This window comes from Streptomyces paromomycinus (genome assembly GCF_003865155.1).
Lineage (GTDB): Bacteria > Actinomycetota > Actinomycetes > Streptomycetales > Streptomycetaceae > Streptomyces > Streptomyces chrestomyceticus.
In genome coordinates, this window is sequence record NZ_BHZD01000001.1 from 6,698,436 (window position 1) to 6,722,960 (window position 24,525).

At 69.1% G+C, this 24,525-nt stretch carries 22 protein-coding genes and 1 pseudogene; 9 read left to right on the top strand and 14 right to left on the bottom strand.

The genetic code is table 11. From position 1 onward, the window contains the following. Window positions 1–14 precede the first annotated feature (14 nt). Window positions 15–827, top strand: coding sequence for an SDR family oxidoreductase (locus tag OEIGOIKO_RS28715; protein WP_125056451.1), 813 nt, complete (start codon window positions 15–17; stop codon window positions 825–827). A 6-nt stretch (window positions 828–833) separates the two neighbouring features. On the opposite strand, the gene OEIGOIKO_RS28720 is transcribed toward OEIGOIKO_RS28715, so the two are convergent. Both OEIGOIKO_RS28720 and OEIGOIKO_RS28725 read right to left on the bottom strand, forming a co-directional pair. Continuing rightward, window positions 834–1,355: a MerR family transcriptional regulator gene (locus tag OEIGOIKO_RS28720; RefSeq protein ID WP_246177571.1), complete on the bottom strand. Its 522-nt coding sequence runs from the start codon at window positions 1,353–1,355 to the stop codon at window positions 834–836. A 1,038-nt stretch (window positions 1,356–2,393) separates the two neighbouring features. Further along, the gene (locus OEIGOIKO_RS28725) at window positions 2,394–3,536 is read right to left on the bottom strand and encodes an FAD-dependent monooxygenase (RefSeq protein WP_125056452.1); all 1,143 of its coding nucleotides are present in this window, start codon (window positions 3,534–3,536) and stop codon (window positions 2,394–2,396) included. Between the two features lie 170 nt (window positions 3,537–3,706). Here OEIGOIKO_RS28725 and OEIGOIKO_RS28730 point away from each other — a divergent pair, with 170 nt between their 5' ends. Both OEIGOIKO_RS28730 and OEIGOIKO_RS28735 read left to right on the top strand, forming a co-directional pair. Continuing rightward, window positions 3,707–4,042, top strand: coding sequence for an ArsR/SmtB family transcription factor (locus tag OEIGOIKO_RS28730; protein ID WP_125056454.1), 336 nt, complete (start codon window positions 3,707–3,709; stop codon window positions 4,040–4,042). 307 nt (window positions 4,043–4,349) lie between these two features. Beyond that, window positions 4,350–5,114, top strand: coding sequence for an IS5 family transposase (locus tag OEIGOIKO_RS28735; protein WP_125056456.1), 765 nt, complete (start codon window positions 4,350–4,352; stop codon window positions 5,112–5,114). Between the two features lie 204 nt (window positions 5,115–5,318). Here the strand turns inward: OEIGOIKO_RS28735 and OEIGOIKO_RS28740 are convergent, their stop codons facing one another. Then, entirely contained in the window at window positions 5,319–5,918 is a 600-nt protein-coding gene (locus OEIGOIKO_RS28740) for a DsbA family protein (RefSeq protein ID WP_125056458.1), read from the bottom strand. Between the two features lie 42 nt (window positions 5,919–5,960). Then, window positions 5,961–6,668, bottom strand: a complete 708-nt coding sequence (locus OEIGOIKO_RS28745; RefSeq protein ID WP_125056460.1) for an SDR family NAD(P)-dependent oxidoreductase — start codon at window positions 6,666–6,668, stop codon at window positions 5,961–5,963. A 102-nt stretch (window positions 6,669–6,770) separates the two neighbouring features. Here OEIGOIKO_RS28745 and OEIGOIKO_RS28750 point away from each other — a divergent pair, with 102 nt between their 5' ends. After that, window positions 6,771–7,676, top strand: coding sequence for a helix-turn-helix transcriptional regulator (locus tag OEIGOIKO_RS28750; protein WP_125056462.1), 906 nt, complete (start codon window positions 6,771–6,773; stop codon window positions 7,674–7,676). A 231-nt stretch (window positions 7,677–7,907) separates the two neighbouring features. Here OEIGOIKO_RS28750 and OEIGOIKO_RS43095 read toward each other — a convergent pair. Continuing rightward, a pseudogene (locus OEIGOIKO_RS43095) lies at window positions 7,908–8,180 on the bottom strand (helix-turn-helix transcriptional regulator); the annotation flags it as partial. A 141-nt stretch (window positions 8,181–8,321) separates the two neighbouring features. On the opposite strand from OEIGOIKO_RS43095, the gene OEIGOIKO_RS43100 reads away from it, so the two are divergent. The 3 genes from OEIGOIKO_RS43100 (at window position 8,322) to OEIGOIKO_RS28770 (ending at window position 10,758) form a co-directional block, all read left to right on the top strand. Next, the gene (locus OEIGOIKO_RS43100; RefSeq protein ID WP_246177572.1) at window positions 8,322–8,477 is read left to right on the top strand and encodes a hypothetical protein; all 156 of its coding nucleotides are present in this window, start codon (window positions 8,322–8,324) and stop codon (window positions 8,475–8,477) included. Between the two features lie 815 nt (window positions 8,478–9,292). Beyond that, the gene (locus OEIGOIKO_RS28765) at window positions 9,293–9,799 is read left to right on the top strand and encodes a MaoC family dehydratase (RefSeq protein WP_125056464.1); all 507 of its coding nucleotides are present in this window, start codon (window positions 9,293–9,295) and stop codon (window positions 9,797–9,799) included. A 131-nt stretch (window positions 9,800–9,930) separates the two neighbouring features. Then, the gene (locus OEIGOIKO_RS28770) at window positions 9,931–10,758 is read left to right on the top strand and encodes a TIGR03619 family F420-dependent LLM class oxidoreductase (RefSeq protein WP_125056466.1); all 828 of its coding nucleotides are present in this window, start codon (window positions 9,931–9,933) and stop codon (window positions 10,756–10,758) included. 345 nt (window positions 10,759–11,103) lie between these two features. Here the strand turns inward: OEIGOIKO_RS28770 and OEIGOIKO_RS28775 are convergent, their stop codons facing one another. From OEIGOIKO_RS28775 to OEIGOIKO_RS28815, 9 genes are all read right to left on the bottom strand, one after another. After that, on the bottom strand, window positions 11,104–11,874 hold the full coding sequence (locus tag OEIGOIKO_RS28775; RefSeq protein ID WP_170251894.1) for a methyltransferase domain-containing protein: 771 nt from the start codon (window positions 11,872–11,874) through the stop codon (window positions 11,104–11,106). Window positions 11,875–12,049: 175 nt separating this feature from the next. After that, window positions 12,050–13,489 carry an AMP-binding protein gene (locus OEIGOIKO_RS28780; RefSeq protein WP_246177573.1) on the bottom strand — a complete coding sequence of 480 codons (1,440 nt, stop codon included), beginning with the start codon at window positions 13,487–13,489 and terminating at the stop codon, window positions 12,050–12,052. A gap of 187 nt (window positions 13,490–13,676) precedes the next feature. After that, the gene (locus OEIGOIKO_RS28785) at window positions 13,677–14,903 is read right to left on the bottom strand and encodes an MFS transporter (protein ID WP_218040012.1); all 1,227 of its coding nucleotides are present in this window, start codon (window positions 14,901–14,903) and stop codon (window positions 13,677–13,679) included. 122 nt (window positions 14,904–15,025) lie between these two features. Next, entirely contained in the window at window positions 15,026–15,820 is a 795-nt protein-coding gene (locus OEIGOIKO_RS28790; protein ID WP_307721250.1) for an arylamine N-acetyltransferase family protein, read from the bottom strand. A 121-nt stretch (window positions 15,821–15,941) separates the two neighbouring features. Next, window positions 15,942–17,138, bottom strand: coding sequence for an FAD-dependent oxidoreductase (locus tag OEIGOIKO_RS28795; RefSeq protein WP_170251896.1), 1,197 nt, complete (start codon window positions 17,136–17,138; stop codon window positions 15,942–15,944). A 16-nt stretch (window positions 17,139–17,154) separates the two neighbouring features. Next, the gene (locus OEIGOIKO_RS28800; protein WP_125056475.1) at window positions 17,155–17,697 is read right to left on the bottom strand and encodes a flavin reductase family protein; all 543 of its coding nucleotides are present in this window, start codon (window positions 17,695–17,697) and stop codon (window positions 17,155–17,157) included. Between the two features lie 114 nt (window positions 17,698–17,811). Beyond that, the gene (locus OEIGOIKO_RS28805; protein ID WP_031013194.1) at window positions 17,812–18,636 is read right to left on the bottom strand and encodes a 2-amino-3,7-dideoxy-D-threo-hept-6-ulosonate synthase; all 825 of its coding nucleotides are present in this window, start codon (window positions 18,634–18,636) and stop codon (window positions 17,812–17,814) included. 468 nt (window positions 18,637–19,104) lie between these two features. Further along, window positions 19,105–20,211 carry a 3-dehydroquinate synthase II gene (locus tag OEIGOIKO_RS28810; RefSeq protein WP_125056476.1) on the bottom strand — a complete coding sequence of 369 codons (1,107 nt, stop codon included), beginning with the start codon at window positions 20,209–20,211 and terminating at the stop codon, window positions 19,105–19,107. Window positions 20,212–20,318: 107 nt separating this feature from the next. Beyond that, window positions 20,319–21,566, bottom strand: a complete 1,248-nt coding sequence (locus tag OEIGOIKO_RS28815; RefSeq protein ID WP_125056477.1) for an aspartate kinase — start codon at window positions 21,564–21,566, stop codon at window positions 20,319–20,321. A 481-nt stretch (window positions 21,567–22,047) separates the two neighbouring features. On the opposite strand from OEIGOIKO_RS28815, the gene OEIGOIKO_RS28820 reads away from it, so the two are divergent. Continuing rightward, a complete protein-coding gene (locus tag OEIGOIKO_RS28820; RefSeq protein ID WP_218040014.1) occupies window positions 22,048–23,289 on the top strand; it encodes an MFS transporter in 1,242 nt (413 codons plus the stop codon). Between the two features lie 319 nt (window positions 23,290–23,608). Beyond that, window positions 23,609–23,989 carry a MerR family transcriptional regulator gene (locus OEIGOIKO_RS28825; RefSeq protein ID WP_032926872.1) on the top strand — a complete coding sequence of 127 codons (381 nt, stop codon included), beginning with the start codon at window positions 23,609–23,611 and terminating at the stop codon, window positions 23,987–23,989. Window positions 23,990–24,525 lie beyond the last annotated feature (536 nt).

Here is a 24,525-nt window from a genome sequence, read left to right on the forward strand (position 1 = left end):
AGAAGGAGAAGACCATGGGACGCGTAGCCATCGTGACGGGCGCCAGCTCGGGCATCGGGCGGGCCACCGCCCTCGAACTGGGCCGGGCGGGCTTCGATGTCGTGGTGGGCTACGGCAGCAACCGGGCCGCGGCCGAGGAGGCTGCCCGGGAGATCGCCGAAGAGGCCGGGGTGCGTACCTGGCCGGTGCAGTTCCCCTTGGCCGAGCCGCCGGCCGCGGCCGCCGCCCTGCGCGAGGCCGTCGCCACGGCCGGGGGCGTGGACGTCCTGGTGAACAACGCGGGCGTCAACTGGCGTGCGCCGTTCCTGGAAGAGGACCACGACGCGTGGTCGAAGGTGCTCGCCATCGACCTGACCAGCCCGTTCTTCCTGGCCCAGGCAGCCGCCCAGGCCATGGTGGAGCAGGGGCGCGGAGGCCGGATCATCAACGTCACGAGCGTGCACGAGCAGATCCCGATCACAGGCGGCAGCACGTACTGCGCGGCCAAGAGCGCTCTGGGGATGCTCACCCGGACCATGGCGCTGGAACTGGCGCAGCACGGCATCACGGTCGCGTCGGTGGCACCGGGCGAGACCGCCACGCCGATGAACGGTCACGACGCGTCCGTCGACCCGCGCACGGTCGCCCGGCCGGTCCTGCCGGCCGGACGCCCGGGAAGCCCGGAGGAGGTCGCCGGGCTCATCCGCTACCTCGCCGACGGCAGCACGGGATACATCACCGGCCAGTCGTTCGTCATCGACGGCGGTCTCTCGCTGATCGCCGCCGATGCGAACGTACGGTCGGTGCTGGGCGACCTCGCGGCCGGAGCGCCGGGCACGCGCGGGTGAACGCGGTCAGGAAACCTGTCCCTGGAGGGTCCGCCCGGTCAGTACGGCGATGTATTGGCGCGTCAGCTCCAGGGACCGGATTTCCCGGGTGATCCGGCCGAACTCCCGCTCCAGGACGGAATCGAGCTGCCCGCAGACCGACGTCAGATCGACCTCTTCATGGACGCATTCGAGGAGGAACTGGATGTCCTTCGTGCTCATCCCGCCGTCGAGCAGCAGCCTGATCAGCCGTACGCGGGCGACGTCCGCCTGCGTGTAGAGCCGATGGCCCCGGTTCGTGCGGCGGGGTGTGAGCAGGCCGCGGCTCTCGTAATAGCGCAGAAGCCGCTCGCTCACGCCGGTGGCGTCCACCATTTCCCCGATACGCAGGGCCGCGCCCAGCCCCACGGTGTCCGCGTCCCGGACGAATTCGCCTTGGCCGGCGCGGGCGGTCGGCGCGGGCAGCTCGATGACCTGCGCCCGGTCGATGTCACGCGGTCCGGATGCTCCGGCGGAGCCCTTGGCGCGATATGTAGGTGAGAAGGGCATGCCTCAGTTCCCCCGTTGTGGTTCTTCAGGGCTCTGCGAGCCCAGTGTCTTGCTGTCCGCGCGATTGTCGCGTACACCGCAGGTCACTCGGTATGAAGACCTTCCGAAGTCGGAATAGTTATTCCGAAACGGGGAACGGGGTGCCGTCGCCGGGCCCCGGTCACGCGGGTGTCGCGTGCTGATGGGTCGGCTATGTGATGTATCCGGCGTCGCCGCCCCGGTCTCCGTGTCTCGCTCGGGTGTCGAAGGCCGGTGAGGCAATTGCCTCACCGCCCCGGATTGGGCGGGACCGGAGAGGACGGAGCAGGATCGAATCGGATGGATATGTCTGTCTCTCCGGTAAAACCGCAGGTGAGATGGGCCACCCGTTGAGGTTCGAGTCCCACCCGCCCCACTCCTGCATCACGGTGCAGAAACGATGTGGCCTGCGGAAACGTCTCGTCGAGAGGCAGGGCGAGAGCGTCGATGACGAGGCCATGGCGGAACGTGCGCGTGACCTGGTGAACGGCTTCCGGGGTCCGGGCAGCCTTGGCTGACGCGAACAAGGTCACGCGTGATCACGTCAGCCAGTGAGCTTTTTCCAACCTCAGGTTGAGGCGTGACGAAGGGCGGGGATGGTCTTCACGGTGGCGCTGACTCGGTTGGTGCTACAGCGGAGTTTCCGGGGGAGGCACCAAGCCTTCAGGGCGGCCATGGCTTGCTCGCCGAGGAGTGACTCCTGGCGTGGGTGCTGTTATGCCGACGTTGCCGCAGCCTGAGATGCGGACTGCGGAAGGGTCCCCGGGATGATGCCGTCGCCGCCTTGATACGCCTTGTCCGCCCAGCACTTCACCTCCGCGTCGCGGGGGCGTGGTCGCCGGCAGGTCCCATGTCGTGGCGAGCGCCGGGAACGGTGGGTGGGGCCGACAGCAGTCGATCTGCCGCATGGGCGATGACCTGCCACGCCGAGCCGGGCTCGTCGGACATGGCGGCGCCGAGCCGGCTGAGAGCCACCGCGGAGCTGCGCACCGACCGGTGACCGGTCGGTGCGGACCCGGTCTACCGGTTCGCGGCTTCGCGAGAGGCGGTCCGGTTCGTGCGACCGACCGCGCGGCCCACCGTGTTGCGCACCGCGAGGCCCGGCCCGGTGCGGGGCACCATGAGCCTGGAGAGCAGGCCGACGCGTCGCTGCCGCGGGCCTATCTCACGGCGGAGCCGCGACTCGTAGGCGGCGAAGGCACGGGCGTGATCACCGGGATGGGCGGCGAGCTCTTCTGCGAGGGCGTACGCGCCCGCCATCGCCATGCTGGACCCGTCACCCAGCAGGGCCGTCGCCGCCGCCGCGTCCCCGAGCAGGACGACCCGTCCGCGGGACCACGAGGGCACCCGGACGGTGGTCAGGGGGTCGAAGAACGGAGCCGGATGGTCGAGGAAGGCTGCCACGAGTTCCGGTGCCCGCCACCGCACGTCGGCGTAGGCGTCGGCCACGGTCTGTTTGTGCAGGGCGATGTTCTTGCGGTCGTGGGGCGCCGGCTGTGCGGCCCGGAAGGTGAAGATCGCGAGCGGGGTGGTCCGCGAGGGGTGGAGGACCAGCATCCGGTTCGGCACGGTCAGCATCGTCATCTCGGTCGGGTCCTCGATGGCGTCGGGTTCCAGCGGGACGGTCGCGCCGTACAGGCCCAGGTCGCCCGCGAACTGCCGCTCGGGCCCGAATACCAGGCGCCGTACGGTGGAGTGCATCCCGTCGGCACCGACCACCAAGTCGAAGCGCCGTGGCGCGGAGCGCCGGAAGGTGACGTCCACCCCGTCTTCATCCTGGTCGAGAGCGGTGACCGTGTCGTCGAACAAGAACTCGGCCTCGGTCTGCGCCGACCGGTGGAGCACCTCGGACAGGTCGGCTCGGGTCACCTCGACCGTCGGCGCCTTGTCCGAGGTGAGCGGGAGTTGCAGGATGCGCCTGCCGCCGGGGTCGAGCAGGGTCAGCGACCGGTTGCGGGTGGCGAGTTCGCGGAGCTGCGGGAGGATACCCATGCGCTCGGCGACCGGGATCGCGGGCCCCTTCACGACGATCGCGCTGCCACCGGAGCGCAGCTGCCGGGCGTGTTCGACGACCGTCGGCCGGTAGCCGTTCCGGGAGAGCCAGTACGCGAGTGCGGGCCCTGCGATTCCGGCACCGACTATCAGCACCTCGGGCTTTTTCATGACGAGGACCTCTCGGAGTGTCGATGACCAGGTCTCCGGCGAGTGCCGGGCCGGGTCTGGGGGCGCGGCGGCACGGGGCGGTGCAACCGGACCAAGGTACGATCATTTTCGTACCTCAGGGAAGCATGCCTTTCAGGTACGATGCAAGTCGTACTTGAAGGAGGTGCCGCGTGGCCGGGAGGAACCTGGACGGTCCGGAGGCCGATGCGCTCGATCTGGGTGCGGTGTTTCGTGCCCTCGCCGACGAGCACCGTCGTTCGGTGATGACGGAGCTGGCCACCGACCGCAGCGACAGCGAGCGGGGCTGCAACTCGTTCGATCTTCCGATCTCGAAGCAGACCCAGACCCACCACTTCCGGGTCCTGCGCGAGGCAGGTCTCATTGACGAGATCGACTACGGCAACCGCAAGGGCATCCGACTACGACGCGCGGACATCGAGAAGAGATTCCCCGGGCTCCTCGCGCTCCTGGGAGCAGGGCGCCCGGCCGATACCGCTCCTCGCTGAGCACACCGGAGGGGAGTCCGATTCGGCCCTGAGCCGCGAGCTCGACCGAATCCAGCTCACGCCCGGCTCGCAGGTAGCCGGGCACAACGCGGGCACGAAGGGGATCGGTGTCGCTTCGACCACCGTCCCGCGCTCGTGATTGGCGCCGAGCACTTCCGCGCGCGCTCCCTCACGCCACCACCCACTGAGGTTTCCTCAACCTGCTTGTGGAGCGGGGCCACTGGGATGCGGGCGGGGTCCGGGCGTAGAGAAGCTCCTGGTAGACGGGTGCGTGTCGAGTCCAAGCCATCCTGCCAGGAGCTTCCGCATGCTCGTCTACCCAGCCGGGGTCGATCTGTCCACCTCCGCTCTGCGCTTCCTCGCCCGTGAGTTGACCGCACGTCGTCTTGCGCAAGGGACACGATGGCGCCGGCTGGCCGCCGGACGGCAGGCGCTGCTCGTGCTGGCTCATCTACGATGCGGCCATACCTACGCCCAGCTCGCCGCCGGATTCGGCGTGGGCACCACCACCGCCTACCGGTACATCGCCGAGGCCGTCGACATCCTGGCCGCTCTGGCTCCAACCCTCGCCGAGGCGGTGAGGACAGCCTCCGGCAAGGCGTTCGTGATCCTGGACGGTACGTTGTTGTCGATCGACCGGATCGCCGCCGACCGACCCTTCTACTCCGGGAAACACAAGAAGCACGGCATGAACGTGCAGGTGATCGCCGACCCGGCGGGACGGTTGCTGTGGGCCTCGCCCGCGCTGCCCGGGTCTGTCCACGACATTAAGGCCGCGCGAACTCACGGCATCATCGGTGCCCTGGCGGGGGCCGGAGTGGAATGCTGGGCCGACAAGGGCTACCGGGGCGCCGGCGGCACCGTGCGAGTTCCCTACTGGGGGCGCTGGGAGACTCTCTCCCCTGGTCAGCGGGCCGTCAACTGCTCACACGCGAAGATCCGTGCACTCGTCGAACAGCCCATGGCCACCCTCAAAACCTGGCGGCTCATGCGCAAACTGCGATGCTCTACCAGCCGTATCACCAGCCTCGTCCAGGCCGTCCTCACCCTGCACCTGACATGCTCAAACTGAGGTTGGAAAAGGCTCAGTGGATCAATGACTCCGAAGAGGGATGCCCGGGGCCGCATCGCGAGCCCGGGACCGCGTGGCGGGCTATGCCCCGAAGGCCGTCGCCAACCTTTACGGGCTGCTCTTCAGCATCTAGAAGCCGTTGCCGTCAACGTGCCTGGGCTGGCACGCCGGCAGCTGCGTGTGAGGCCGGGGTGAGCACCGGAGTCACGCGCGCAGGGCGGTGAGGATGTCCTCCTCTGATATCTCCCCGGACAAGACAAGGCCGTCGGCGAGGAGGAGTACCGGCGGAGCCGGCAGGTCGAGTGCGCGGATGCGGGCGAGTTCGGCCCGCAGCGCGTCCGCGCCGCCACTGATGGTCATGACGCCCGTCTCGGTGGCGAGCCGGTCGAGCACGGCGGCGTCCGCGATGTTCAGGCCGTCGGCGAAGTATGCGCGGAACAGCCGCTCGGCCATCTCTTCGCCCTTGCCCTGTGCGGATGCCTGCGCGGCGAGTCGGTGGGCGTCGAAGGTGTTGGTGAACACCGCGCGGCGGACGTCGAGTGTAAGGCCAACGTCGGCGCCGAACGAGGTGTTGGCGGCGAGCCGGGCAGCGACAGCAGCGCCGCGCTCGCGCGCCCAGACCTCGACCAGCGGTTCACCCTCGGGCGATGCCTGGGGACGGAGCTGCACAGGGCGCAATACGGTTTCGACGGCGCCGCCGTCCGCGCGGTGGCGGCGAGCGGCCCGGAGGTAGCGGGTGAAGCCGAGGTAGCAGTGGACACAGACGAAGTCGAGGACGGCCTCGACACGGCGCGGACGGTGCATGACCGGACTCCTGTCGGTGCGGGGGTGTGCGGCGGCCCGGTGTCACCAGGGCATGGGGCCGGCGGCCGTGTAATAGCCGCCGGTCGGCCCGTCGGGGCCGATCGAAGCCATGCGGACGATGATGTCGGTGCCCTGCTCGACGCTCTGGGGGCCGGTGTGGCCGTTGAGGTCGGTGGCGGTGTGGCCGGGGTCGACGGCGTTGAACCGCATGCGTGGCAGGGCGCGCGCGTACAACACCGTGACCATGTTAAGGGCAGCCTTGGAGGAGTTGTAGGGCAGCGAGGAGATCCAGAGCGGGACGAGCAGGGCGTGGGCGGCGGGATCGGCCGCAACGGCCAGCGAGCCCAGGCCGCTGCTGACGTTGACCACGACCGGTGACGCGCTTCGGTGCAGCAGAGGCAGGAAGGCCTGGATGACGCGCACAGCCCCGAAGACGTTGGTGTCGTAGACCGCGAGCATGTCCGCGGCGGTGACCTCGTCGGCTGTCCGCACGGGGCCGGCCACGCCCGCGTTGTTGACCAGGACATCGAGATGCCCGGTGTGCTCGCGAACCTGCTCGGCGGCCGCCGCGACGGAATTGTCGTCGGCGACGTCGAGGAGCAGCGGGCGGGCGCCGACCGCCCGGGCGGCCTGATCGCCACGGAGCGGGTCACGGGCCCCCAGATACACGGTGTGCCCCGCCCGGGTCAGGCGGCGAGCGGTCTGCAGTCCCAGGCCCTTGTTGGCCCCGGTGATGAGCGTCGTCGTCATGCCAGGCAGCCTCGCCGCCCGGCGGCCGGCCGGACAGGCCACTGCTGTTCCTGGTAACGCCGGTACCAGGACGGCGTTGAGCGGGAGGCCGATACTGGGACCATGAGCGCACAGGGCGACAGCGGACCTTCCCGGCGGGACGGCGATCTGGGGAAAACACTGCGCCGGTGGCGTGACCGCATACCTCCTGCCACGGTCGGGTTGCAGGCAGGACGAACCCGTCGGACGCCCGGGCTGCGCCGCGAGGAACTGGCCCTCCTGGCAGGCATATCCGCCGAGTACGTGATCCGCCTGGAGCAGGGACGGGCGACGTCCCCCTCCGCCCAGGTGCTCGGCGCTCTGGGGCGGGCGCTTCGCCTGTCGGAGGCCGAGCGTGCCCATCTGTTCGCCCTGGCCGGACAGCCCGAACCCGTCGACGGCCGGCTGCCGCACCGGGTCACGCCGGGGGTGCAGCGGCTGCTCGATCAGATGCCGAGCACACCCGTCGGCGTGTACGACGCGGCCTGGACCCTCGTTGCCTTCAACCGACTGCACGCCGCACTACTGGGCGACCCGTCCTCACTTCCGCAGCGTGACCGCAACTTGGTCCGGCAGCACTTCACCGGTGTGCCCGGCCCGGTGCGCCACACCCCCGACCAGCAGTCCCGATTCGAAACCGCCGTGGTCTTCGACCTGCGATCCGCCTCCACGCGCTACCCCACGGACCCGGTCCTACGCCGCCTTGTCACGGACCTGCGCGGCACGAGCCCGCGCTTCGCCGCTCTGTGGGAGGCCCACGAGGTGAGCGGTCACATGCTGCACACCAAGACCGTCCATCATCCCGAGGTCGGGCCCGTTCACCTTGACTGCGACATCCTCACTGAACCCGGCGGCGACTTGCGCATCGTCATCCTCACCGCCCCGCCGGGCAGCGACTCCGCCAGCCGTCTCGGACTGCTCGACGTCATCGGCACTCAGCAGATGACCGAACCGCCTCACCCCCGGCACAGCGTCACCCCGTCCACCTAGGGCCTGTGCGATGTCGTGATCAGTCGGTGGTCCAGTAGGCCGTCGATCCAGATCATTGCGGTGCGGAGGTGGGGGCCGGCGAGGTAGCTCTCGCGCGGGGGCCGCGAGTCCGGCGGCGGCGAGCAGGGTGCGGCGGCGCATCGGGGCCTCCTCGTCTTGTGGACCATCGAGCGACACCCTGGCGGCCGGGGCCCCGCTGAGGGCGAGCGACGCCGTCAGAACATCCGTCGGTACCCCCGCCTCTTCGGCGGCGCGTCGCAGCAGACGCAGGTCGGAAGGGCAGCGGCGGGCTTCGAGCCGGGAGACCGTGGAGGTTGAGCACCCCAGGCGCCCGCCCAGGTCCTCTTGCCGCCATCCGCGCGCGGTGCGCCCGACCTTGACGAGCCCGCCGGCGTGCCGGGCGGCGACAAGGGAGCGGGCCTTCTCGGAAGACCACAGAGTGTCGCCGAACACCGCACCTCCCGCGCGCCAAGGGCCGGGGTCCCGTCCACGGTAGTGACACATCGTGCCCGCGTCGATGTCGTGTGCAGCATCTGCAAATCGTCTGCACAGCACGCAAGTTGACCACCGGCCGGGCTCGGCCGGTGGTGTCGTGGGCGTACGGCCCGCAACGGGCCGGACAGTCGCGGCACACGGGAGGACACGATGGTGACAGCGATCGAGATCAGGGCGCAGGTCCGCGATCCGCGGGACTACGTGACGCGCGAGGTGTGGGACTGGCAGATCCAGCTTCTGATGCGGGACCACCCGGTGGACGAGGTGATGCCGACCGGCTGTTCGGGGCCGCGGTCTCGTACCTGATCACCGCGATGGAGAAGTGGGGCCGGCGCCTGGAGCTGTGCGCCGGCCGCCTCGTGGATCCGGCGGTCCACAACTTCATCCTGGACACGAAGCACTACCGCGATTTCTGCCACCGGCACTTCGGCGGGAAGTTCCTGGAGCACATTCCGGAGATCGCGTTCAAGTACGACGGCAGCGTGGAGCGAACCGCCAAAGTGTCGCCGAGGCGGGCTTCGAGGTGGACCGGAAACGTCCGAGGGTATCGGCCACCCACGGGCGTACAGCTGCGGGCTGCTGCTGACGCGGGGCCAGTTGGTCTGTGCGTCCCGCTACTTCGCCTCCGACTCCACTCGGCTCTCCTCAGCCGGTTCGTCCTACGAGGGGCGTTCGAGGCGGACGCTCAGTGACCGATCACGCTACTGCCGGCAGTCGGTGGACTTGCTTCCCTGTAGCTCTGACGAGGTCTGTCCTGTGTGGAGGAAGGTCGGCCACTCCGCTCCAGTTCCGCCTCGGTGGCTGTGGGTGGATGCGCAGCGACATCAGCGATGTCGTTGCTGCCGGCCAACGGCCGGTCGTGCCGGCCGCGAGTGGATCGCCGGGCGGACCGAGGCCGAGCTGCCTTGGGCTGTTTCCTTCGGCGTCAGGCTTCGCGGATCACGGTTCCTGAATCCGTGATGAACCTGGCGTATCGGCGGGGCGGGGCGGGGCGTCTCGGAAGTGAAGTCGCTTTATGAGTACCGTAGTTAACCGTTACCTCAAGGGTCGCGAACGGTAGCATGAAGCGTCACGTACCCCACGAGCAGAACAACCTGACGAGGCGCCGTTAAGGAGTCACCGTGCAGTTCGGGCGAATCTATGAGGAGTTCACCGTCGGTGACACGTACAAGCACTGGCCCGGAAGGACCATCACCGAGTGCGACGACCGCCTCTACTGTCTGCTGACGATGAATCACCACCCCATGCACATGGACGCCCATTACGCCGCGCAGAACTCCGACTTCGAGAAAGGCGTCGTGGTCGGGAACTACGTCTACTCGCTGCTGCTGGGCATGTCCGTCCCGGACGTCTCCGGCAAGGCGATCGCCAACCTTGAGGTGGAGTCGCTGAAGCATGTCGCGCCCACCTTTCACGGGGACACGGTCTATGGCGAGACAACCGTTCTGGACAAGATTCTGTCGAGGTCCAAGCCGGACCGCGGCATTGTGCACGTGGAGACCCGGGGCTACAAGCAGGACGGCACCCTGGTCTGCGTATTCCGTCGCAAGATGATGGTGCCGGCCGCCGGACACAGTGGCGCCCGTGAGGGGAGTCGTCCGGGTGCAACGCCGCGTGTGAAAGGCTGAGTTGAGCGGGGCCTGACGGATCAGGGATGAGCCGCAGCCCGTCAGGCGACACCTTGATTCCTTGTGCGCCCCAAGATGTACTTGCCATGATCGAAGTGCCTGAACGCCGAGCCCCGGAGGTACCGCAGCCGATGCGCACAGCGACCGTGATCTTCCTGACCGATGAGACGATCCGGCCGGACCGGCTGGCGCGCGCGTTGGAAGAGCGCGGCTTCACCGGGCTCTATCTGCCCGAGCATTCTCATATTCCGGTGAACAGAAAGGCGTCGGCCCACATGGGGGATCCGCTGCCGCGCGAGTTCGGGCGCACACTCGACGCGTTTGTGGCGCTCGGGCAGGCAGCGGTCGTCACTGAGCGGCTGGCGCTCGGCACCGGCATCACGCTGGTCGCCCAGCACGACCCCATCAACCTCGCCAAACAGGTCGCCACGCTCGACTTCCTGTCCGGTGGCCGCTTCACGCTCGGCGTCGGCCTCGGCTGGATCGAGGAGGAGGCCGCCGACCACGGGGTGGAGTGGGCGACGCGGCGCGAGCTGGTGCGCGACCGGCTGGCGCTGATGCGGGCACTGTGGGCGGTGGAACCCACCGCGTACGAGGGCGCATTCGGATCGGTACGCGCCAGCCACGCCCACCCCAAGCCGGTGCGGGGAGCCCCGCGGACGCTGCTCGGAGGGGTGGCGAGTCCCAAACTCTTCTCCCACATCGCCCAGTACGCCGACGGTTGGCTGCCGAACGACGGGCGCGACGATCTGACGGAGGCGCTCCCCGCGCTGCAGCAGGCATGGCAGCGGGAGGGGCGGGAGAAGAAGCCCGAGGTGGTGCTGTACGGGGTACGGCCCTCCGCGGAGAAGCTCGCGCACTTCCGGGACCTGGGTGTGGAGGAGGTCGTGCTGCAACTGCCGTCCGCGGGCGAGGCCGAGGTGCTGCGCACCCTGGACGACTACGCGCAGTACCTCTGAGCGCGCTCGGTCGGAGCTGGTGGAGGGCACCTCCGTCCGAGGTGGGCAGCGGGACGACAGCGCAACGCTTTGTGACGTCGGCTCTGTCGGCGGACGCTCGTGAGCTGCGGTACGTCCTTGGGGGGCTGAGGGACCGCAGAGGCTGCTGAGGCAGCGCTGTCGCTGGTGGTGTGCGGCATCGTCCTGGCGGTACGCGCGGTACGCGCGGTACTTGGGACAGCCGCGAGGTCCCGCCCCCGGCCTCGGGCGGGACCTTTGTACATCGCCGTGTCGTCTTCCAGGCCGCTTTTCGGTCAGCGCGCTACACGGAAGTACCGGACGTCGAAAAGTTCGCCGGCGTTCTCGTCACCGTTGGGTGCGGTGCCCGACAACGAACAGCATGCGGGTGGAGAGGCGCGTCGTCCCGTCCGGGTGTTCCGGATATGCTTTCCGCAGCAACGGAGCGAACTCGGCGCGAAACGCCTCCCACTGTTCGTCGTCGAGCCTCGCCCGAATCGGACGCAGCGGTGCCGCTTCGAGGTCGTGCAGCAATGCGTCTTTCCCGTGCAGGCACCGCCAGTGCCGTGACTGCCACACCTCAGGCCGGAATCCTTGCTGTTCCAGAATGTCGTAGTACACGTCCGGCGGGCGCATGACCTCACCCAGTCGCAGCACGCAGTCCGATATCAGCTCACGCCAATGCGGGCGGTCCGCCACTTCTTCCATGACCGAGTGGATACCGTCGCCGGCGTCGTCCGGTGAGCACATTCCGAACCAGGCGCCGTCGGGGAGAGCGTGCAGCCACGAGGCCATGAGTTCGGGGTGCTCAGGCACCCAGTGGATGGCCGTGTGGCACAGCAGGACGTCGGTGTCCGCGCTGGGGTTCCATTCCCGGATGTCACCGATTTCGGCCTGGACGCCGTGCTCCCGCGCCTTTGCCACCATGGCGGGCGAACTGTCGATTCCGGTGACCTGGGCCTGCGGCCAACGCCGCGCGAGTGCCGCGGTGAGGTCGCCGGGGCCGCACCCCAGGTCCACCACCCGCCGCGGATTGCGAGCGCCGATCCGCGCGGAGAGGTCCTCAAAGGCTCTGGACTGTGCGTCCGAGTACTTCAGGTATTCCTCGGAGTTCCACACTGCTCTTCCTCCATATGCTGCGGATTGGTGGGATGCCGGCACCCGGGGCTGCACGATGCGGGCGGATTCTTCGGTCATCGCGTCCGGCCGGGCCGTAGCGGGGCCGTCCGCATGGGGTTGTGGAACGGGAGCTACGCGGCCGGGGCGCCATGGGTGCCGCGGCAGCAGCCGGGCGTCAAGGGGCCGCCGGGGACATCCGGGCGGCTCGCAGTGCGGAACGACGGACCTTGCCCGCGTCGTCGCGGAGGGGGACGTCGGAACGTTCGAAGGTGCGCGGAATCTTGTACGGCGCCAACCGGTCACGAAGGAACCGGTCGAGAGCGTCGTCCTCGACGGGCGCGTCGGTCTGCACGATCGCGTGCACCCGATTGCCCAGGTCCTCGTCCGGCAGCCCGATGACCGCGGCCGATCGCACGGACGGATGCGCCTCTAGCGCGGCCTCGACCTCCGCCGGGTAGACGTTGGCGCCACCGACCAGGATCATGTCGCTGCGCCGGTCGGCCAGGTACAAGTAGCCGTCGGCGTCGAACCGGCCCATGTCGCCGAGCGACTCCCAGCCGTCCCTCGCCCGCGGGGTGGCACCCACGTACTGGTACGTCCGTCTGCCGGCCGGGGGACGCATCCACACCTCGCCCACCTCGCCCGGCGGCAGTGGCCGGAAATCCTCATCGGTGATCAGGATCTCGCCGGAGACCAGGCGGCCGACGGACCCGGGGTGCCGCAGCCAGTCCTCGCCGTCGATGGCGGTCATCGCGATGGCCTCGGTGCCGGTGTAGTGCTCCAGCACCACATGCGGGGGGAGCCGGTCCAGCCAGCCGCGTTTGACGTGTTCCGGGCATGGGGCGCCCACGTGGAACAGTGTGCGAACGCTGGACAGGTCGGCGGCGGCGCGGATCTCGCCGGGCAACCGCAGGATCCGTCCCATCAGGGCGGGCACCAGGTAGACCCACGTGGCCCGGTACCGCTCGATGTGCCGGAGCACATCGGCGGCGTCGAAGCGCGGCATCACCACCACGTGCCCGGCGTTGACCAGCGCTACCAGGGAGAAGGTGAACGGCGCGTTGTGGTAGAGCGGGGCGGTCACCAAGAAGGTGCAGCCGGGGTCGATGCGCAGGGAGCCGGCCCGTGCCAGCACGGCCTCGGCCGTCCCGGCATCCTGGGACAGGATGATCTTGGGGCGACCGGTGCTGCCGCCGGAGGTCGGCGCCTTCCAGCACGGCGGGACAACGGGAGGCAGCGGCTCGTCCGACAGCGCGGGGTCCGGCTCGAACCCGGCCGGCAGGCTCGGCCTGCCGTCCGGACTGGGCAGCCCCACGACCACCGCCGGGTTCGCGACGTCGATGACTGCCGACAGCTCGGCCCCGGGCAGGCGTGCAGACACCGGCTGCGGGGTCGCTCCGAGCTTCCAAGCGGCCACGGTGGCGACGTAGAACTCGATCCCGTTCGGCAGCCCGATGGTGACCAAGTCGCCGACGCCCACTCCTTTCCGGGCCAGCGCACGGGCGTAACGGTTGCTCGCCCTGGCCAGGTCCGCGCGGCTGAGCGTGACACCGTCGCAGGTCACCGCCGGGGCATCGGGGGACTCCGCGGCCAGACGATCCAGTGCGGCGCCCACAGGGGTGGCTCCGCCGGCACCGTCGGGGACAGGTGCGGTGACGTCCATCCCTTCGATCGGGTCGCCAAGGGAGCCGGGGGCCGCTCGGTGCTGGCCCGGAGCGGGTTGGCGTTGGCGTGTCATCGAGTCCTGCCCTTTCCAGTTGCTGTGGTCATCGGGGGTTGGTTCGTGTTGTGGGTGGGGTGGGTCAGGTGGTGGCCTTCTCGGAGGCGGGGGTGGGGGTGGTGTCGGGTGTGTCGGTGGGGGCGGGGGTGTCGGTGTTGGTGTCGGTGGTGTGGCGGGGGGAGGGGTAGCGGTGGACGGACCAGGCCATCACCGCGATGGTCAGCAGGCCGGCGGCGCAGGCGAAGGCCAGGACGCCCAGGCCGCCGTAGAGGTTGACCGCGCCGCCGCCGACGGCCCCGGCCAGGGCGATGCCGGCGTACAGGCCGCTGGTGTTCAGCGCCAGCGCCTCGGTGGCCGCCTCGCCGCCCATGTGCAGGGCCCGCGCGTTCATCGGCGGGTTGTTGCCCCAGCCGGGCACGCCCCACAGCACCAGCACCGCGGCCACCAGCCACACCGGTGCCGCACCCCGGCCCAGGCCGCCGACCAGCAGCAGCACCAGGGCGGCGGCCACCACCCCGCCGAACATCACCAGCAGCGTGCGGTCCACCCCCCACCGGTCGGTCAGCCGGCCGCCCAGCACCGTGCCGGCCGCACCGGAGACACCCACCACCGCGATGAACATCCCCACCAGATGGCCGCCGGCCCCGGTCAGGTCATCGGTGACCGGAGCCATGTAGATGTAGGGCATCAGCCCCCCGCAGGCCGCCAGCAGCGTGCCCAGCACACACAGCAGCACCGGCGGCCGGCGCAGCAGCCGCAGCCGCTCGGCCACCCCCACCACCGGCGTCTGCGGAATCCCGGGCAGCGTCCACGCCGTCATCACCACCGCCAGCGAGGTGAACACCCCCACCGCCACGAAGGTGGCCGGCCACCCCGCCACCTGGCTCAGCCACGACCCGAACGGCACACCGACCACCAGCGACAGCGTCAGCCCCGCGGCCACCGTGCCGATCGCCCGGCCGGTCCGCTCCGGCGCCGCCAGCCGCCCCGCCACCGCGAACGCCGCCGGCGACAGCGTCGCCGCCACCAGCGCCGCCGCCACCCGCAGCCCCATCAGCACCGCGAACGAGGACGCCTGCGCCGTCACGAAATTGACCACCGCGAACGCCCCCAGCCCGCCCACGATCAGCGCCTTGCGCGGCACCCGCCGCGTCGCCACCGCCAGCACCGGACAGGCCACCGCATAAGTGATCGAGAACACCGTCACCAACTGACCCGCGGTCCCCTCACTCACCCCCAGATCACCAGAGACCGCCGGCAGCACCCCGGCAATGATGAAGTCATCCGTACCGATGACAAACGTCGTCAACAACAGACCGAAGAGCCAACCAGACCCAGCCCGAAGCGGCATCCGCTCACCTTGAGTTCCCACTGATACGCCCCACTTACCTCAACATCGCTGAATTGTCCGTCCGATTCTTCACCCGGACCTCAGAGTGAGTGTTCCGGCACTTCCTGCGGTATCGGCGGAAGCCGGTCCAGTGTGATTCCGAAGTGCTCCCGGTACGCCTGTCGTATCTCAGCGTCCCCGTTGAGCAGGAGCTTTTCGCGGTGTGCTTTCCCGGTGCGCGTCAGAAGATTTCCCCGTAGCGTGATCCGCCCGTTTTCCGACTGGCGTGTGCAGAAGAGGCTTTTCCTGAAAGGCGAGCTGGGTGAGTTCTCGTACCACCACAGCACGTGCAGGAAATCGTCGACGGTGCGGGGGTGCTGCTCGATCCGCAGCACCGGGGCTCCGTCCCGCAGCAGATCGAGGTCGCCGTCAGGGCCGGGGACGAAGGCGAAGGTGCCGTTCGGGTCAGGCTGTGGGGCGCGGCTGTCCAGCTGGAGTGGGTAGCGGGCGCCGTCCCGGCCGAAGCCGACGTCGACCAGCCACGGTTGCGGGGTGTCCACCCGGATCACCGTGTGCCCGAGGGGGAAGCTCGGGCGGTCACCGCGGAAGACCCGGCTGCCCAGCAGGGTGACCCGGTATCCGAGCGCCCGCAGCAGCGCAGGGAACACCGACCCGTTGAGCTCACGGCAGGTACCGCCCCGGCCGCGGCGGACGACCTTCTCCAGCGCGTGCTCGCCCAGTCGGATGGGTCTGCCCAGGTGGAAGTCGATGTTTTCGAACGGGACCGCCATCAGATGGCGTTCCTGCAATTCCCGGAGAAATTCCGCGTCGGGGGCACGTGCCGATACGCCGAGACGATGCAGATAGTCCTGGATCAGCTGGCCTTCCATCGTCATGTCCTCCTCGCGCTGGTACAGGTGTCCGGCCGGACTCCGCTCGGTCGAGTGCGGCCCCGGTGCAGCCCTGGCGTCCGCCGGTGAATTGATGTGCCCGTTCGCGTCAGGCTGGACAGCCGCATCACTTGGCGCCGGCGACGACTCGCTCAAAACAGGGGCGGACCTCGGGCTGCCCATTTGCCATGAGCTCCGCGATACCGGCGTACATGCTGTCGCCGGCGCGGTCCTGGTCGCCCTGCGTGGTGGCATGCGGCAGTCTCATCTGGTAGCGCTGGAGCTCCGTGACGAACGGCCGCCGCAGCGCTTCGTAGGACTCCAACGGCGCGGCCAGCTCGCCCTCCGCCGCCCTGATCAGCCGGTCCGCCAGTACCAGTGCGTCCTGGATCGCCATGTTCAGCCCTTGGGCCCCGATCGCATGCATGCCGTGGGCGCTGTCACCCAGCAGCCCCAGGCCGCCACGCGACCACACCTTCGGCTGCACCACATGGTGGTAAGCCACCGTTATTTGGTCCCAGTCGGTCAGGTTGCCGATCCACTCGTGCAAATCCGGACGGAAAGCCAGCACCCGCGCGCGTAGCTCCGCCACTCCTGCCGACCGGACGTGTTCGAAGTCTTCGGGGTCGGCGGCCCATTGCACGGCCAGCTGCTCATTGGCCAGCGGCATCACGCCCAGCCAGGAGCCGTCCGGGGCGTGGTGCACGTCGACGCGCGCGGGCCATGCGGACGGCTGCGGATGGATGAAGAACACCGCGGGCCGGTCGAAGTCGAATACGTCGGCCTCGATGCCGGCCGCCGTGCGCATGGGTGAGAACTTGCCGTCACTGCAGATCAGGTAGCGGCACGTCAGCGTCTTCTCCCGGTGGGCGTCGGCCAGGTCGAGGCGGTATTCACCGTCGGCGTCGGTCAGTTTCCGCACCGATGTGCCGGGCAGGACGGCAGCGGTCGCCTCGCGTTCGAGTGCGTCGTGCAGTACACCGGTCAGCGTCGGCAGCGGGACGCTCATGATGTAGGGATGACGGCGCCAGATGTACGAGGCGTAATCCATCGCGCGCTGTTCTCCGGTGGCGGTGAATTCGACCACGTCCCGCACCGGCTGCCCGACCCGGGCCAGTTCGTCCAGGAAGCCCAGCTCCTCGAAGAGTTCCAGGCTCGGCGGAGACAGGAACGGGGCGATTTTCGCCATCCGCGGATCACGGATCGCGTTCTTGTCGACCACCGTCACCCGCCATCCGCGCCGGGCGAGCAGCAGAGCCAACAGCAGTCCGGCCGGACCGCCGCCGACTATGCCGCAGTCCGCATGACCGTCGTTCTCGTGCACCGTGCTCTCCTCTGTCCTATACCTTCGCGTCGACCGGGTGTGCCGCACGGTTCACCGTGGTCAGCTCGCCACGGTGGAAGACTTGCGGCAGGTGGTCCGCCGGGCCCGGCTCCGCGCGGGCCACCAGGCCGATCACCAGGACGTGGTCGCCGACCGGCACGGTCTTTTCCACCACGCACTCAAGGACCCCCAGCGCCCCGACGGGAAACGGGACACCGTTGGACCCTTTCGCCCGGCCCATCGCCGACACCGCTGCCTCGCCGACCGGGCGGTCGGCCGAGGCGAACTGCCACGTGAGATCGGCCTGACCGGCGCTGAGAAAACTCACCGAGAAGTCCGCCCCCGGTACGAGGCGTTCGGTGATCCTGGCGTGCCGGTGCACCGAGACCAGCAAGGCCGGCGGGGACAGCGACACACTGACCACGGAGTTGATGGTCAGCCCCACCGCACCGTCGCCCTCGCCCGTCGTGAGCAGTGCGACGCCGGTGGGAAACCGACGCATGCAGGCGCGCAGGTCCTCGGCGGCGACCGTCCGGGGCCCACTCTCGCTACCGGTCACCGGAAACTCACCTCTCGGTTCCCCTTCTCCGGCCCGGCGATCAGAGTTCGCGGTTCGACGAACGCCGGGTCGCCGATGACGGCGGCTGTCGGGACGAACGTTCCCAGGCGCATATCAGCTCGGTGCCAGAAGCGCCGGCCCAGCACTGAACTCCGCGTCGAAACCGAGGGTCGGGTGGACCAATTCCGCCACTCGACGCGCGACCTTTCCCGGGTCGGCGGCCTGGAACACGTTCCGGCCCATCGCCACGCCCGCGGTCCCGCCGTCCAGCATGTGCGAGACCTGGGAGAGGATTCCGGAGAGATCCCGCTCGACGGGACCCCCTGCGGTGATCACGGGAATGGCGCTCTGCCGCACCACGTCCTTCATCTCCGCGGCGTTGTGCGCCCAGGGGAGTTTGACGATGTCCGCGCCGAGATCCGTGGCGAGGGAGGCGGCATGCGCCAACAGGACGGGGTCACGCGGATCGGTGATGCGCGGACCGCGCGGATACATCATGGCCAGAAGCGGGACGCGCCAGGTGGCGCAGGCGTCGGCCACCGCACTCAGGTCCGCGATCTGTGTGCTCTCGTCGTCCGAGCCCAGGTTCACGTGGACGCTCACCGCGTCAGCGGCCAGCCGTACGGCCGTCTCCACGCTGGCGACCAGATACTTCGCGTCGGGGTCCGGCGCGTGCATGGTGCTGGCGCTCAGGTGGACGATGAGTCCGATGTCGGCGAAGCGGCGGGGGTCCACGAACGGCACTCGCCCTTTGTGCAGCACCACCGCGTCGACGCCGTTGTCGGCAAGCGTACCGATGAGCGGGTCCAATTGGTCCCCGGGAAGAATCGGACCGTCGGCCACCGAGTGGTCCAGCGGAACAATGAAAAGCCGGTCGTCGCCGAAACGATGGAGCCGGCACATACGCATGAGAGCGGCAGTGGTGCGGTGGTTGCCCATCTCTTCGCATCCTTCCTGTGTTTCGGTTCTGTTCTGCGAGTCTCGCTGATTCACCTCGCCGGGAACCATCCCGCGTTTACGTGATTCTCGGAGGTCCGGCGTGCACGGCCGCCCGAAGCCGTCCAGCCGCCCTGGGCCGCAGGCGGGGCAATTCCCCGATCGGTTGCGCAGCCGCCCGGCTCGATGAGCTTCGGGCGGCTGCGGAACTCAGCGGCGCACCACGTCATGGAATTGCGGAAGCCCATCAGCACCCGGTGCGAGGGACACGCCCCAGCCGGGAATCCAGCCGTACCAATTCCGCCGGACGGCAACGGCCGGCCGGTGCCGGAGCGAGCCGGCCGCAACTGGGGGGCTTTTCGCACATCCATGTCGTCCAGGGTTCAGATTCCCGCTCCCCGGCCCGCGAGCGGCGGCACGCGGTGGGGAGCCGTTCGGGTCATGACGTCCCGTGCCTCGGGGGGGCTCAGCTCACCGCTCTATGCAGAACTCGTCGATGGGGTATCCGACGTGCCGGTCTTCGGTAGGCAGGTAGCCGAGCACCTTGTCACCCGGCTTGAGCTCGGTGCTGTTCAGGACGACGCCCTCGGGGCCGAGGACCCTGACGTGCCAGTCGTCCTGGAGGATGAGGTTGACCTCGACCCCGGAGGCACTCTTCGCGGTCACGGAGATCAGCGGGCGCGACTCGATCTTGACCCGGCCCACGGTGACGAGGCGGGTCTGCCCCCTGACATCGACGGCCAGGACCTTGCTGCCCGCCTTCAGCTCACTGAGGTAGTTGGTGCGGGCGTCCTTCGAGAGCGTGTAGGAGTGGATCGCTCCGGCGTTCACACGGAACGGGCGGGTCGGCATGTAGGGCAGCGGGTGGGTCTCACTGACGCACAGGATCATGCCCTTCGAGTGCGAGCCCACGAGAATGCCCTCGTCCTCGCTGAAGTGGGTGCAGGTGTCGACGCAGGCCCGCTCGCCCATGCCGACATGCTCGGTGCGTACGACCTCCAGCTCGACCAGGTCGAGCTCCGGCGGCCGTTCGGTGGCGGCGGCCCGGAGTTCGGTGATGTCACCGACCTTGCCCGGTGCGAGCAGCACGCCGTCCGAGCCGTGTTCGAGAACGCCGAAGATGATCTCGGCCTCCGCCACGTCCCTGGCCTCGGTGATGATGCTGCCGGTGGCCGCCGCGGCGGCCGCGATCACGATCTCCAGCGGGATCTTCGTCGGGTCGCGGAACTGGAGCAGGCTGGTGCTCCGGGAGCTCGCGGCCTTGCACGCCTGCTCCAGGGTGGGCGCGTCCACGATCTCGACGAACTCGCCGAACTCGGTGTCGGGGTGGTCGAGCGCATAGGTCTCGACCGCGCCGTGCACCCGCGGGTCGACGATCACGACGTCCACCGCGGCGATCTCCTCGGGCCCCGGCCGCCCGACGGGGAAGAGGACCTTCTTGACGGTGGGCGGCAGGTCGGCCAGATCCGCCGGGTCGGCCGCGAGGACGGCTTCCACCCGCTGGTGGATCGCCTCCTGGAGGATGGCGGCCTTCGCGTCGCCCGCCGTCCGGATGTCCAGCCAACTGATCTTGCTCATGCAGATGTCTCCAGGTCCGTCTGTGTGTGCGGAGTTCTTCGGCCACTTGGGGTCAGGGGGTGCCGCGGACATGTCTTCTGGGAGGTGTCCACGCGCCCGGAGCACCGTCAGGCGCTCATCAGTTCCAGGTCGTTCTCGTCAAGGTCGAGCAGGAATTCCTCGTAGAGCGCCGCCACGGCTTCGTCCACGCGGGCCCGGGGCACCAGGAAAGTGGTCCTGGCCTGGGTCGCGGAGACGCAATGGGCGTCGATCCGGCGGTTCTTCAGGGCGGTCAGCGCGCCGATCGTCGTAGCCGGCCTGCTCAGCAGTCCGACGCCGACGAGCGACACCTTGGCGAGCGAGCGTCTCGTCTCCACGGAGCCGCCTTCGGCGCGCACCACACCCGCCATTTCGGCGAGGGCTTCCTCAAGAGCTGCCTCGGGAAGGCAGAAAGCCATGTGCAGGTCGTCGGAAGGCGCCGACCGCCAGGTGACGGAGTCGACGGCGATCTGCATGCGCGCCACGGTGTCGAGTGCCGCGAAACCGGCGCCTCCGTTGACGACGACCTGGGTGACGGCCCGGTCGTGCGTCACGGCGACCACGCCGGCCCGTCCTTCGATCCCGCCCGCTCCCGGCACGTCTGTGCTCCTTCCCACGATGGTGGTCTGCCTGGTCCAATCGGCCGCATTGCGTACCACGACGTCGACGCCGTGTGCGGCGGCGAGTTCCACAGCCCTGGCATGCATGACCCCGGCGCCCGAGAACGCCATCTCGGACATGGTTTCGGCGTCGACCCAGGGCAGGAGCAGTGCTCCGGGAATCACTCGCGGGTCCGCCCGGTGCACGCCGTCCACGTCCGTATAGATCTCGCAGACCCGTGTTCCGAGTCCGACGGCCAGTGCGACAGCCGAGATGTCCGAGCCGCCCCGGCCCAGGGTCATGGTCGCCCCTTCGGGATTCTGTGCCTGGAAGCCCGCGACTACTGCGACCCGGCCCATTTCGAGCCTGCTGTTCAGCGGTTCCGGATCCACTTCCGACACGAATCCCGCACCATGGCGGCCGACCGCACGCAATCCGGCCTGCGCACCGGAGAGCGATTCTGCGGGAACCCCTAGGTTCCGCAGCGCGATGGCGAACAGAGCAGCCGACTCCGCTTCACCGGTCGCGAGTAGTTTGTCCATTTCCAGGGAGTCGGGAACACGCCCCAGACCCGCTGCGGACCTCACCAGCTCGTCTGTCTTCCGTCCGCGTGCCGACACCACGACAACGAGCGACTTCCCCTGGCCGTGTGCCTGTGCCACCTGTTCCGCGGCGGAGGCGACTTGCTGGTCGGTGGCCAGCGAGCTTCCTCCGTACTTCCGAATGGCGATATCCATTCTGCTCCGTCCGAGGTGTGCGAGCGCGTCCGGCGCCCGTTTCCCGCGCCATCGGAGGTTAGGGGAGGTGGTGTCTCGCGCGGATCACGCAAATGTGCGATGTCGGCGAGAGCGGGCTCGACAGGCACGAGGTCCCCACGTGGAGCCGGGGTGTCCGGCGGCCCGCGGGGCGATCCGGCGGAGCGCCGCTTGCACGGGGCAGGCCGGCCCACGGCTGCTGCCGGAGACTCCCGCCGCCGATCTGGGGGCGGCACCCGTCCGGCCCGAGGAAGCGGGCACCGCCTGCGGCTTCGCGCGGCTTCACGCAGGGCGAGCCGGAAAGCAGTCGACCGAACGGGCTTGACCTTGACGCAGTGTCAAGGTCGTAGCGTGACAACCGACTCTGCACACGCGGGACACGCGAAGGATCAGTGAAGACGTGGGAACTCAAGGTGAGCGGATGCCGCTTCGGGCTGGGTCTGGTTGGCTCTTCGGTCTGTTGTTGACGACGTTTGTCATCGGTACGGATGACTTCATCATTGCCGGGGTGCTGCCGGCGGTCTCCGGTGAGCTGGGGGTGAGTGAGGGGACCGCGGGTCAGTTGGTGACGGTGTTCTCGATCACTTATGCGGTGGCCTGTCCGGTGCTGGCGGTGGCGACGCGGCGGGTGCCGCGCAAGGCGCTGATCGTGGGCGGGCTGGGGGCGTTCGCGGTGGTCAATTTCGTGACGGCGCTGGCGTCCTCGTTCGCGGTGCTGATGGGGCTGCGGGTGGCGGCGGCGTTGGTGGCGGCGACGCTGTCGCCGGCGGCGTTCGCGGTGGCGGGGCGGCTGGCGGCGCCGGAGCGGACCGGCCGGGCGATCGGCACGGTGGCCGCGGGGCTGACGCTGTCGCTGGTGGTCGGTGTGCCGTTCGGGTCGTGGCTGAGCCAGGTGGCGGGGTGGCCGGCCACCTTCGTGGCGGTGGGGGTGTTCACCTCGCTGGCGGTGGTGATGACGGCGTGGACGCTGCCCGGGATTCCGCAGACGCCGGTGGTGGGGGTGGCCGAGCGGCTGCGGCTGCTGCGCCGGCCGCCGGTGCTGCTGTGTGTGCTGGGCACGCTGCTGGCGGCCTGCGGGGGGCTGATGCCCTACATCTACATGGCTCCGGTCACCGATGACCTGACCGGGGCCGGGGGCCATCTGGTGGGGATGTTCATCGCGGTGGTGGGGGTCTCCGGTGCGGCCGGCACGGTGCTGGGCGGCCGGCTGACCGACCGGTGGGGGGTGGACCGCACGCTGCTGGTGATGTTCGGCGGGGTGGTGGCCGCCGCCCTGGTGCTGCTGCTGGTCGGCGGCCTGGGCCGGGGTGCGGCACCGGTGTGGCTGGTGGCCGCGGTGCTGGTGCTGTGGGGCGTGCCCGGCTGGGGCAACAACCCGCCGATGAACGCGCGGGCCCTGCACATGGGCGGCGAGGCGGCCACCGAGGCGCTGGCGCTGAACACCAGCGGCCTGTACGCCGGCATCGCCCTGGCCGGGGCCGTCGGCGGCGGCGCGGTCAACCTCTACGGCGGCCTGGGCGTCCTGGCCTTCGCCTGCGCCGCCGGCCTGCTGACCATCGCGGTGATGGCCTGGTCCGTCCACCGCTACCCCTCCCCCCGCCACACCACCGACACCAACACCGACACCCCCGCCCCCACCGACACCACCACCCCCACCAACACCGGCACCGGCACCACCGACACCCCCGAGAAAGCCACCACCTGAACCACCCCACCCACAACACGAACAGACCCGTAGCAGAGTCCTGTTCACCCTGATACAGCCCGCCCGGAGCCCGCGGCCGGCGCGTCCACTGGATGTGCCGGTGGGGTTCGCATAAAGCCCGGAGTGTCCCAACTTCCCTGAGCATGGGAAAGGTTCGCGTCATGACGTGTACGTGATTCAGCCGACGTACCCGACAAGTGTGTAGGGCGACGAGCCTGAAATGCCCTGCTGGACAGGCGCGTTCGCCGCTCGCGGAGCCGGGACGGTGGAGGTTCACCGACGGGGTGGGTATCATCACGGCCATGGAAAAGGGGGCACAGTGAGGATTGGGGAACTTGCCGACGCGGCTGGAGTTTCAACGCGGGCGCTCCGCTACTACGAACAGCGCGGTCTGCTCCAATCCCGTCGCCAGGACAACGGATATCGGACGTACGACGATTCTGCCGTCACGCGGGTCCACAACATCCGCGCGCTCCTCGACGCAGGGCTCAACGCCGACGACATTCGTGAACTCAACACGTGTCTCGACGAGCAGCCCCTCGACCATGTTCCCGTCTGCCAGGAAGCCTACAGCCTCTACGAGCAGCGACTCCGGGCTGTCCGGGCCAAGTTGGCGGCGCTTGCCGAGGTGGAGAGCAAGCTGCAGGCGAAGGTCGCCGAATTCCGGAACGACCCGCACTATTCCCGGCGTTCTGCCTGAGGTCGCCGCTTACGCCTCGACGATGGGTCAGGTGCCGCGGCAACGGTGTGCCGGCCGGGTGAGCGTGCGTGTCCGCCGGCCGGGGGCGCGTGCCTGGGCGTGGCTGTAGATGCGGGCCGCGGGAAACCGGGCGGTTGATTGCGTACTTCCTTGTGCGCCACGGAGCAAGACGGACCGTATGTCCTTTCGGGAGTGTCGCCGTCGCAGTCAAGACGGGTGCCCCACCTGAACACCTGGTCATCCACCGTTAACGGTGTATTCACCTGTATGTTTCTCGTGCCATTGCGGCTTGCGTCTCGCCCATTGGACATGTTCCGACAAGGTCCGTCCTCCGTGTTGTGAGTTCTGTACGGTATTGGCTCGGTTGTCGCGGCTGATGGGCGCAGCTGAATGGTGGATAGTGAACCCGGCGCCGCGTGTGATGGTGCTCACGGGAATTTTGTCAAACGTGGCAGACGGTGACGCCTCTTCCGGAGGGTGGCCACATGGCCTGCTGTGACTAACCTTCCCGAATTTATTCGATCACCGTGGGTAAG

Bases quoted from the DNA above. Each gene is read 5' to 3' on its own strand.
- OEIGOIKO_RS28715 (WP_125056451.1), top strand. From the start codon at position 15: ATGGGACGCGTAGCCATCGTGACGGGCGCCAGCTCGGGCATCGGGCGG.
- OEIGOIKO_RS28720 (WP_246177571.1), bottom strand. From the start codon at position 1,355: ATGCCCTTCTCACCTACATATCGCGCCAAGGGCTCCGCCGGAGCATCC.
- OEIGOIKO_RS28725 (WP_125056452.1), bottom strand. From the start codon at position 3,536: ATGAAAAAGCCCGAGGTGCTGATAGTCGGTGCCGGAATCGCAGGGCCC.
- OEIGOIKO_RS28735 (WP_125056456.1), top strand. From the start codon at position 4,350: ATGCTCGTCTACCCAGCCGGGGTCGATCTGTCCACCTCCGCTCTGCGC.
- OEIGOIKO_RS28740 (WP_125056458.1), bottom strand. From the start codon at position 5,918: ATGCACCGTCCGCGCCGTGTCGAGGCCGTCCTCGACTTCGTCTGTGTC.
- OEIGOIKO_RS28745 (WP_125056460.1), bottom strand. From the start codon at position 6,668: ATGACGACGACGCTCATCACCGGGGCCAACAAGGGCCTGGGACTGCAG.
- OEIGOIKO_RS28750 (WP_125056462.1), top strand. From the start codon at position 6,771: ATGAGCGCACAGGGCGACAGCGGACCTTCCCGGCGGGACGGCGATCTG.
- OEIGOIKO_RS43100 (WP_246177572.1), top strand. From the start codon at position 8,322: ATGGTGACAGCGATCGAGATCAGGGCGCAGGTCCGCGATCCGCGGGAC.
- OEIGOIKO_RS28770 (WP_125056466.1), top strand. From the start codon at position 9,931: ATGCGCACAGCGACCGTGATCTTCCTGACCGATGAGACGATCCGGCCG.
- OEIGOIKO_RS28790 (WP_307721250.1), bottom strand. From the start codon at position 15,820: ATGACGATGGAAGGCCAGCTGATCCAGGACTATCTGCATCGTCTCGGC.
- OEIGOIKO_RS28805 (WP_031013194.1), bottom strand. From the start codon at position 18,636: ATGGGCAACCACCGCACCACTGCCGCTCTCATGCGTATGTGCCGGCTC.
- OEIGOIKO_RS28810 (WP_125056476.1), bottom strand. From the start codon at position 20,211: ATGAGCAAGATCAGTTGGCTGGACATCCGGACGGCGGGCGACGCGAAG.
- OEIGOIKO_RS28815 (WP_125056477.1), bottom strand. From the start codon at position 21,566: ATGGATATCGCCATTCGGAAGTACGGAGGAAGCTCGCTGGCCACCGAC.